The organism is Streptomyces thermovulgaris (assembly GCF_002155915.1).
Classification (GTDB): Bacteria; Actinomycetota; Actinomycetes; order Streptomycetales; family Streptomycetaceae; genus Streptomyces; species Streptomyces thermovulgaris.
Map to the genome: position 1 here is coordinate 1 of NZ_MUME01000144.1, position 9,942 is coordinate 9,942.

The following is a 9,942-nucleotide window of genomic DNA, read 5'->3' on the forward strand; positions in this document are numbered from 1 at the left end:
CGTCGAGGCGCTGCGCCGGGTCGGTGATGTGGAGCCCCTGCTCCAGTTCGCTCACCCGGCGCAGCGCCTCGACGGCGCCCCGGTCGTCCCCGGCCACGAACCGGGCGTACCCCAGGGCGGCCAGGGCGCGGGAGAGGTACATCAGGTCGCCGTCCTCCTCGGCGTGCCCGACCGCCTCCTGGGCCAGCTCCAGCGCCCGCCCGGTGTCGCCGCCGGACGCCTCGGCGTAGGAGGCCAGCATCGCGGAGGCGCTCTCGCCGATGCCGGTGTCCCGGGCCATCCGCAGGCTCTCCCGGGCCAGGTCCAGGGCCCGGCCGCAGTGCCCCGCGCGCAGTTCGGTCTCGGCGAGCAGACGCAGATAGTGCACCTCGCTCTCGACCATCCCGCGCCGCCGCACCTCGCGCAGCAGCCCGGTGATGGTGGAGCGGGCCTCGGCCAGCTGGTCGTTCATCAGCAGCCAGCGGAAACGGGCCGAGCCGACACCGTTGTGGTGGCAGGCCACATACGGGTCCTGAGGCTCCTTCAGCGCCCGCTTGATGGTGACGGGGGCGTCCGGATGGCCCATCAGGGTCTCGGTGGAGGCCTGGAAGGCGAGCGCCATGAGCTCGGTGCGCCGGTCCCGGCCGCGCGCGGCCAGCTCCGCCGCGTGCGCGGCCTCCCGGCGGGCCTCGGCGAAGTCGCCCTGGACGACCAGGCCGCGCCAGGCCAGCTGGTAGTGGACCTGGGCGAGCAGCCGCGGGTCGTCACCGGCGTCGGCCAGCGCCTGCGGGAAGACGGCGTCCACGTCGCCGAGGGCCTGACCGGCGGCCTCGATCACCACCATCCAGGCCCGCACCCGCTGCGCGGGCACGGTGGCCCGGGTCAGCACCTCGCGGGCGATGTCCCGGGCGAGGTCCACCTCACCGGCGGTGATGGCGTCCTCGGCGGCCTGCAACCGTCTGGTGTCCGGGCCCGGGTCGCCGTCGGCCGGGGTGTGCCGGGCGGCGAGCAGCCCCAGCGAGGCGGCCACCGAGGGGGCGCCGCGGTCCCGGGCCAGCGCGGCGGCCCCGGCGATCCGGTCGGCCACCTCCGGGTCGGTGCCGGTGGTGGCCAGGGCCAGGTGCCGGGCCCGCTCGATCGGGTCGGAGGCCGCGGTGGACAGGGCGGCGTGGGCGGCCCGCCGCTCCTGGGCGGGGGCCTCCGCGTACAGCGCGGCGGAGATCAGCGGGTGCGCGAACCGTACGGCCGGGTCCTCCGGCTCGGTGGCCAGCAGCCCGAGTTCGGCGGCCTGCGCGCACTCCGCCTCGGCGTTCGTCCGGCCGGCCGCGTGCAGCAGGGCGGGGGTGGGGCGGGCGCCGGCGCTGGCCACGAGCAGGGTGCGGCGGGCCTCGTCCGACAGCATCTCCAGCCGGTTGAGCACCAGGGCGCGCAGCGAGGTCGGCACCGGCAGCGGCTCGCCCGGCCGCAGCGGGGTGGAGTTCCCGGCCAGGGCGCGGCCCAGCTCCAGCGCGAACAGGGGATTGCCGCCGCTGGTGCGGTGGATCTCGCGGACCGTGGAGCGGGGCAGACCGGTGTAGCCGCGGTGGTCGAGCAGGGCCGAGACCTGGGGCCGGGTGAGCGGGCCCAGCCGGACGGAGAGGGTGTCGGGCGGGCAGGTGCGCAGATGACGGTCGTACTCCCCGTCCTCGGCACGGTCCTCGGTGCGCACCGCGCACAGCATCTGCACGGGGGTCTCGCCCAGGCGCCGGGCGGCGAAGCCCAGCAGTTCGGCGCTGGCCGAGTCCAGCCACTGCAGATCGTCGGCGACCATCAGGACCGGGCCCTTCGCGGCGAGCGCGCGCAGCGCGGACAGCACGGCCAGCCGCAGGGCGAGACCGTCACGCTGCAGGGTGGACTCGCCGCGCCCGGTGAGCGCCGACTCCAGCGCGGTGCGCTGGGCGGCGGGCAGTGCGCCGGACACCTCGTCCAGGACCAGGCCGAAGAGGTCGGCCAGGGCCAGGAAGGGCAGGTGGGATTCGGACTCGGTGGCGGAGCAGCGCAACACGGTGCGGGCCTTCGGCGCGTATTCCGCGGCCAATGCCCGCAGCACGGTCGACTTTCCTATTCCGGCCGGCCCGTGGAACAGCACACTCCCGCCGCGCGCGAGCTGCTCGCGTGCCGCCGCGGACGGCTCCTCCTGGCCTATGACCAGGTCGGAGCGGTAGCCCGCAGGGCCCTTGAAGTCCCGTCGCACGGTCACCGCTCCCCTCGTGTGTCGTGTGCGGGGCAAATTCTAGGCAACGGGGCCCTGAATTTCGGACGGACGGGGTGGTGAGGGAAATAACAGCGGCTGACACGTGACCGAATTCAAAGCACCGCCGAATGAATACAAGCCCTCGTGCGCACGTGCGTACAGCAGGGGCCTCGACGGTACCGCCCTCCTGCCGCCGGCGGTACTCCCGCCGGTGTCCCCGCCCGCCCTCCTGCCGCCGGCCAAGGGCCCCGGCGCCCATGGGCTGCGGCCCAGGGCCCTCCTCTGCGACGGCTACGGCAGCGCCCCGGCACGGCGGGCCGCCGCCACCGCCTCTCCCCGGGTGTGGGCGCCCAGCTTGCGCATGGCCGAGCGCAGGTAGCCCTTCACCGTCTCCGGACGCAGACCCAGCCGGGCCGCCGCGGCGGCATTGGTCGCACCGCCGGCCACGCAGGCCAGCACATCGATCTCCCGCGGGGTCAGGCCGACCTCCTCCCCCGAGGCGGGAGACGCGGTCAACAGGCCGCAGGCACTGAGCAGTTCGGCACGCAGATCCGGGTCCGTGATCCTCGGGGCCAGGGCGCGCAGGGCCGCGTGGGCCTCACGGACCTGCTCCCAGGCGGGACCGGAGGCGGGCTCGCAGCGGGCCGCCGTCAGCAGGTCCTGCGCCTCCTCCCGCGCCACCAGCGCCTGCTCCACGTCCCGCGCCGCCTCCACCGCCGCGCTCAGCGTGCGGTCGCCCAGCGGCTGGGCCGTGCGCAGCGCGCCGTACAGCACCCCGCGCACCCGGCGCCGCACCACCACCGGCACCGCCAGCACCGAGCGCAGCCCCTCCGCGGCGACCGGGGCGTCGTACTCGTGGCTGATGCGGCGCGAGAGCGAGTAGTCCGTCACCGCGCACGGGCGGCCCAGCGCCACCGCCTTGCCGCCCAGCCCGTTCCCCGAGGTCACCGCGAGCGCGTTCAGCGCCTGCGTCCTGGTACCGGTCAGCTCGCTGATCCGCACCCAGGACCGGCCCGGCTCGACCAGCCCGCCGAAGGCGACGGGCAGCCCCGTCGTGCGCCGCAGCCGCATCAGCGCGGCCCGGATCTCCACCGCCCCGGACGCGTCCGCCGTCACCCGCTCGCCCCTTCGTCGCGGCTCTCCCGCACCACCCCCCGTTCGGGGGTGGTGAGACTCACGTCACTGATTACACGATGTGACAGAGCCACCCGGCAATGGTTCGGCGGCACCGGCCGGAGCGTGCGGAGGCGAACGACCGAGCGAGCAGGAGGACGGATGACGACGGCGACGGAGCTCTTCCGCAGGGCGCGGGACTTCCTGCTGGAACACCGGGAGGACTACGCCACGGCGTACGCCGGCTTCGAGTGGCCCCGCCCCGAGTACTTCAACTGGGCGCTGGACTGGTTCGACGTCATCGCCGAGGGGAACGACCGCACCGCCCTGCACATCGTCGAGGAGGACGGCACCGAGACCCGCCTCTCCTTCGCCGAGATGGCCGAGCGCTCCAACCGCGTCGCCAACTGGCTGCGCGACCGCGGCGTCGCCGCCGAGGACCGCGTCCTCGTCATGCTCGGCAACCAGGCCGAACTGTGGGAGACCGCGCTCGCCGCGATGAAGCTGCGCGCCGTCGTCATCCCCGCCACCCCGCTGCTCGGCCCCGCCGACCTGCGCGACCGCGTCGAACGGGGCCGCGTCAGGCATGTGATCGCGCGCGCCGAGGACACCGCGAAGTTCGCCGGCGTCCCCGGCTCCTACACCCGGATCGCGGTCGGCGGCCCGTCCGAGAAGGGCCGGGCCCCGGAGGGCTGGGATCCGTACGAGGCCGCCCGCACCGCCCCCGCCGCGTTCGTGCCCGACGGCCCCACCCGCGCCGACGACCCGCTGATGCTCTACTTCACCTCGGGCACCACCGCCCGCCCCAAACTGGTCGAGCACACCCACAGCACCTACCCGATCGGGCATCTGGCCACCATGTACTGGATCGGCCTCAGGCCGGGCGACGTGCACCTGAACATCTCCTCGCCCGGCTGGGCCAAGCACGCCTGGTCGAACCTGTTCGCCCCCTGGAACGCCGAGGCGACCGTCTTCGTCCACAACTACAGCCGCTTCGACGCGGCCCGGCTGATGACCGAGATGGACCGCGTGGGCGTCACCACCTTCTGCGCCCCGCCGACCGTGTGGCGCATGCTCATCCAGGCCGACCTGACCCAGCTGCGCACCCCGCCGCGCGAGGCCGTGGCCGCCGGCGAGCCGCTGAACCCCGAGGTCATCGAGCAGGTCCGGCGGGCCTGGGGCGTGACCATCCGGGACGGCTTCGGACAGACCGAGACCGCCGTGCAGATCGCCAACACCCCCGGCCAGCCGCTGAAGACCGGCTCCATGGGACGGCCCAGCCCCGGCTACCGCGTCGAACTCCTCGACCCCGTCTCCGGCGCGCCCGGCGCGGACGAGGGCGAGATCGCGCTCGACCTGTCCGCACACCCGGTCGGCCTGATGGCCGGCTACCACGGCGATCCGGACCGCACGGCGGAGGCGATGGCCGGCGGCTACTACCGCACCGGGGACGTCGCCTCGCGGGACGAGGACGGATACCTGACGTACATCGGCCGGTCCGACGACGTCTTCAAGGCCTCCGACTACAAGATCAGCCCCTTCGAGCTGGAGAGCGCCCTGCTGGAGCACGAGGCGGTCGCCGAGGCGGCCGTCGTGCCCGCGCCGGACCCGCTGCGGCTGGCGGTGCCGAAGGCGTACGTCGTCCTCGCCGAGGGCTGGGAGCCGGGCCCCGACACCGCGAAGGTCCTCTTCGAGCACTCCCGGGAGACCCTCGCCCCCTACAAGCGCATCCGCCGGCTGGAGTTCGGCGATCTGCCCAAGACCGTCTCCGGCAAGATCCGCCGGATCGAGCTGCGCGAGGCCACCGCCCGGGGCTCGCAGAACGAGTATCGCGAGGAGGACTTCCGATGAGCGCCCTGTCCTACGCCCACGGGACCAGCGACGTCCCGCTGCTGGGAGACACCATCGGCGCCAACCTCGACCGGGCCGTCGCCGCGTTCGGCGACCGCGAGGCGCTGGTCGACATACCGTCCGGACGCCGCTGGACCTACGCCGAGTTCGGTGCCGCGGTCGACGAGGTGGCGCGCGGACTGCTCGCCAAGGGCGTGGCCAAGGGCGACCGGGTGGGGATCTGGGCGGTCAACTGTCCCGAGTGGGTGCTCGTCCAGTACGCCACCGCATGCATCGGCGCGATCCTGGTGAACATCAACCCCGCCTATCGCGCCCACGAGCTGGAGTACGTGCTGAAGCAGGCCGGCGTCTCGCTGCTGATCGCCTCGCAGACCCACAAGAGCAGCGACTACCGGGTGCTGGTCGAGCAGGTGCGGGGCGCCTGCCCGGACCTGCGGGAGACGATCTACATCGGCGACGCCTCCTGGGAGGCACTGACGGCGGCGGGAAAGGAAGTGACCTCCGATCAACTCGCCGCCGCCCAGGCAGAGTTGAGCTGCGACGACCCCATCAACATCCAGTACACCTCGGGCACGACCGGCTTCCCCAAGGGCGCCACGCTCTCCCACCACAACATCCTCAACAACGGCTACTGGGTGGGCCGCACGATCGGCTACACCGAGCAGGACCGCGTCTGCATCCCCGTGCCGTACTACCACTGCTTCGGCATGGTGATGGGAAACCTCGCCGCGACCTCGCACGGCGCGTGCATGGTCATCCCGGCGCCCTCCTTCGAGCCCAGAGCGACGCTGGAGGCGGTGCAGCAGGAGCGCTGCACCTCGCTGTACGGGGTGCCGACGATGTTCATCGCCGAGCTGAACCTCCCCGACTTCGCCTCGTACGACCTCTCCTCCCTGCGCACCGGCATCATGGCGGGCTCGCCCTGCCCGGTGGAGGTGATGAAACGGGTCATCACCGAGATGCACATGGAGGAGGTCTCCATCTGCTACGGCATGACCGAGACGTCCCCGGTCTCCCTGCAGACCCGCATGGACGACGACCTCGAGCACCGCACCGCCACCGTCGGCCGGGTGCTGCCGCACATCGAGGTGAAGATCGTCGACCCGGTCACCGGAGTGACCCAACCACGCGGCACGGCAGGCGAGTTGTGCACCCGCGGCTACAGCGTGATGCTCGGCTACTGGAACGAGCCCGACAAGACCGCCGAGGCCATCGACCGGGGACGCTGGATGCACACGGGCGATCTGGCGGTGATGCGCGAGGACGGCTACGTCGAGATCGTCGGCCGCATCAAGGACATGATCATCCGCGGCGGCGAGAACATCTACCCGCGCGAGATCGAGGAGTTCCTCTACGGCCACCCGAAGATCCGCGACGTCCAGGTCGTCGGCGTGCCGCACGAGACGTACGGCGAGGAGGTCCTGGCCTGCGTCATCCCGCGGGACCCGGCAGACCCGCCGAGCCTGGAGGAGCTGCGGGCCTTCTGCACGGACCGGCTGGCCCACTACAAGATCCCCAGTCGGCTGGAGATCCTGGACTCCTTCCCGATGACGGTCTCCGGCAAGGTCCGCAAGGTCGAACTCCGCAAGCGGTACAGCGCATGAACGCCTGCCCCTGAACCCTCCGGGTGCCTCCGGACGCTCCCGGAAGCCGGGGGACGCACCCGCGCCCCCTCCTGGACCCGCGCCCTCCCGTCGCCCGTGCCCGACGGGAGGGCGCACCCACGACACCACCCAGGACGGCGCCCCGGCCCCGCCTGCCCGAGACCACCGACCGCATCCGCACCGGAAGCCGCACACCGGGGCAGCGGGGCGGATCGCCCGGCCCGGCAGCGACCAGACGCCGTGCGGCGGACGGCAGGGCCTGACTCCTCCACCGCAGGACGTACCGGTGCAGGCTTGCCAGGGAGGAGGAGACGTCGGTCTGGTGCGGCGTCAATTCAGAACAAACAGCGGACGGTGGAATGGGGCAACTCTAGGATCAAGCCCTCGGCCAGGCCGTCATGACAGAGAAGCGAGAGGTGCTATGTTCCTTTTGTCGGACTCGATGAAACTGACGAAAACCATGGGGCCTGCTCCGTAAACCCGCAGGTCACGCAGTCTGCTCCCCGCGCATGCGGGGATGGCCCCGACCAGGCGGTGATCCGGGTACTCCGAGCCCTCTGCTCCCCGCGCATGCGGGGATGGCCCCCTTCGCTCGATCGCGCGGCGTGCACGGGCGGCCTGCTCCCCGCGCATGCGGGGATGGCCCCACCGTGATCCGGGGCCGTGCCGCGCTGATCGCCTGCTCCCCGCGCATGCGGGGATGGCCCCGCTGCCGGGGTTCAGGCCCGTGGCCTTGGCGACTGCTCCCCGCGCATGCGGGGATGGCCCCGTCGCGCTCGCGTTCCTGTTGGGCAGGCTGCCCTGCTCCCCGCGCATGCGGGGATGGCCCGGCCGAAATCGTCGAGCCAGTGGATCACGCGTACTGCTCCCCGCGCATGCGGGGATGGCCCCAACCCACGAACCTTGCCCGTTGAGTGGTCATGCTGCTCCCCGCGCATGCGGGGATGGCCCCGTTCCGGTCTGCCTACATAGAGGGGTCCGCAACTGCTCCCCGCGCATGCGGGGATGGCCCCCGGCGGGTGTACGACGCGCAGTCCGGGGAGTGCTGCTCCCCGCGCATGCGGGGATGGCCCCGTCTCTCCCCCACACCAGGCCCCACGACTCGACTGCTCCCCGCGCATGCGGGGATGGCCCCCTGCGGGCACCCATGTAAGGCCGTAGCCGAACCTGCTCCCCGCGCATGCGGGGATGGCCCCACGTTCGGCGACTTGGTGATGAGCGCGACGAACTGCTCCCCGCGCATGCGGGGATGGCCCCGGGCACTCGACCCGCTCAGGGTGGTCACCGCGCTGCTCCCCGCGCATGCGGGGATGGCCCCCCTTTCAGCGCGAGCGCGCTCAGCCTCACGCTCTGCTCCCCGCGCATGCGGGGATGGCCCCGCGTGGGAGGCCGTGGCGAGCCTGGACGCGGCCTGCTCCCCGCGCATGCGGGGATGGCCCCTGCCGGGCGCGACCCTGTACGTGACTCGGCAGCTGCTCCCCGCGCATGCGGGGATGGCCCCCACTCGTCCCCGATCCTGACCTGGCGGGGTGGCTGCTCCCCGCGCATGCGGGGATGGCCCCTAGGAGCAAGAAATGGCTCTGGTCAAGCTGACCTGCTCCCCGCGCATGCGGGGATGGCCCCGCCCGGGTGCGGATCGGGTGAGGCTTGGCCTTCTGCTCCCCGCGCATGCGGGGATGGCCCTTAGGGATATGAGTACCGCGATCATCGCTCGCACTGCTCCCCGCGCATGCGGGGATGGCCCTCCTTGACCCGGAAACGGGTGAAGTTGTCGGCGCTGCTCCCCGCGCATGCGGGGATGGCCCCGGGGCTTGTGGTTCGTAGCGAGCATGATCAGGCTGCTCCCCGCGCATGCGGGGATGGCCCCGGGGCTTGTGGTTCGTAGCGAGCATGATCAGGCTGCTCCCCGCGCATGCGGGGATGGCCCCTCTTTTAGAGCGTCGGCCGCGATATCAGCATCCTGCTCCCCGCGCATGCGGGGATGGCCCCCCAGCGTCCGGGGCACTGCCCGGTCAGGTCACCTGCTCCCCGCGCATGCGGGGATGGCCCCTGGAGGCACCGCGCGAGGATCGCGATCACGGCCTGCTCCCCGCGCATGCGGGGATGGCCCCCAGCGAGACCTCTCGGATCATGCCGTGGATGACTGCTCCCCGCGCATGCGGGGATGGCCCCTCAGGCGTGTTGGTCAGGGCCTTGGCGTCGGGCTGCTCCCCGCGCATGCGGGGATGGCCCCCCGCGTTCATCTTCGTCTTCCAGGCGAAGACCCTGCTCCCCGCGCATGCGGGGATGGCCCCGAGCGGGTCCCCTCCGCAGACGCGGCCCGTGACTGCTCCCCGCGCATGCGGGGATGGCCCCTGGGCGTCGCAGGTGTCTTCGTTGGGGGTGGGCTGCTCCCCGCGCATGCGGGGATGGCCCCAAAGCTCGGTCCCGGCCCGGTGGAAGTGCCGGCTGCTCCCCGCGCATGCGGGGATGGCCCCCCCTGAGAGGGTCAGGGCGTACCGGGCTGCGTACTGCTCCCCGCGCATGCGGGGATGGCCCCTCTCTACGTCCGGCCAGGTGGTGCGCCTCGTCCTGCTCCCCGCGCATGCGGGGACGGCCCCGTCCTGCACGCCCCGCGCACCGGCCGCCACGTCTGCTCCCCGCGCATGCGGGGATGGCCCCATGGCGCCTACGTGGGCGGGGCGGTTCGTCTGCTGCTCCCCGCGCATGCGGGGATGGTCCCTTCCCGAACCTCTTCGGGCAGGAGCCGCCGAACTGCTCCCCGCGCATGCGGGGATGGTCCCTACACCAAGGGTGGGCAGGCGTCCGTGCGGGGCTGCTCCCCGCGCCTGCGAGATGGTCCTGTGCGGGATCCGCAGCCGAAACTGCGGGCTGTGAGGCCTTCAGCGCGGGGGATTACAACGAGCGGGTGGAGCACTGGTCCAACGCAACCGAAATGGTTACCGACGAGCGGTACAACTCCTTCTCAGGGAAACTCGCCGGAGCAGCAACCAATCCGGTTGAGTGGGGCGCCATGGGGGAGTTGAAGCAGGCCAGCCGCTGGAGACCCAGCTTCCGCGTTTTTCGAGCTGTGCATGTGCGCCCCGCGCAGGCCGAAAGAGACAACCTCTCGTCCAAGACGCCCATCGGAAGTCTCGAGACCGCTGCCTAAGGGCTGTCCCG

General features: G+C 72.6%; 4 protein-coding genes and 1 CRISPR repeat array. Of the genes, 2 read left to right on the plus strand and 2 right to left on the minus strand.

The genetic code is table 11. The features are described from left to right. Both CCN35_RS13555 and CCN35_RS13560 read right to left on the minus strand, forming a co-directional pair. A partial coding sequence (locus tag CCN35_RS13555; RefSeq protein ID WP_107501049.1) for an ATP-binding protein occupies positions 1-2,218 on the minus strand: 2,218 nt, incomplete at its 3' end. Positions 2,219-2,503: 285 nt separating this feature from the next. Beyond that, positions 2,504-3,328: a helix-turn-helix transcriptional regulator gene (locus CCN35_RS13560; RefSeq protein WP_067397672.1), complete on the minus strand. Its 825-nt coding sequence runs from the start codon at positions 3,326-3,328 to the stop codon at positions 2,504-2,506. A 159-nt stretch (positions 3,329-3,487) separates the two neighbouring features. On the opposite strand from CCN35_RS13560, the gene CCN35_RS13565 reads away from it, so the two are divergent. Together CCN35_RS13565 and CCN35_RS13570 are read left to right on the plus strand one after the other, a co-directional pair. After that, entirely contained in the window at positions 3,488-5,176 is a 1,689-nt protein-coding gene (locus CCN35_RS13565) for an AMP-binding protein (protein WP_086792811.1), read from the plus strand. Beyond that, positions 5,173-6,780, plus strand: coding sequence for an AMP-binding protein (locus CCN35_RS13570; RefSeq protein WP_086792813.1), 1,608 nt, complete (start codon positions 5,173-5,175; stop codon positions 6,778-6,780). Before CCN35_RS13565 ends, CCN35_RS13570 begins: the two co-directional genes overlap by 4 nt. Positions 6,781-7,276: 496 nt before the next feature. Beyond that, positions 7,277-9,563: direct repeats of the CRISPR family, unit length 29 nt; unit sequence CTGCTCCCCGCGCATGCGGGGATGGCCCC. Positions 9,564-9,942 lie beyond the last annotated feature (379 nt).

Coding starts and splice junctions, on each gene's coding strand:
- CCN35_RS13565 (WP_086792811.1), top strand. CDS start 3,488: ATGACGACGGCGACGGAGCTCTTCCGCAGGGCGCGGGACTTCCTGCTG.
- CCN35_RS13570 (WP_086792813.1), top strand. CDS start 5,173: ATGAGCGCCCTGTCCTACGCCCACGGGACCAGCGACGTCCCGCTGCTG.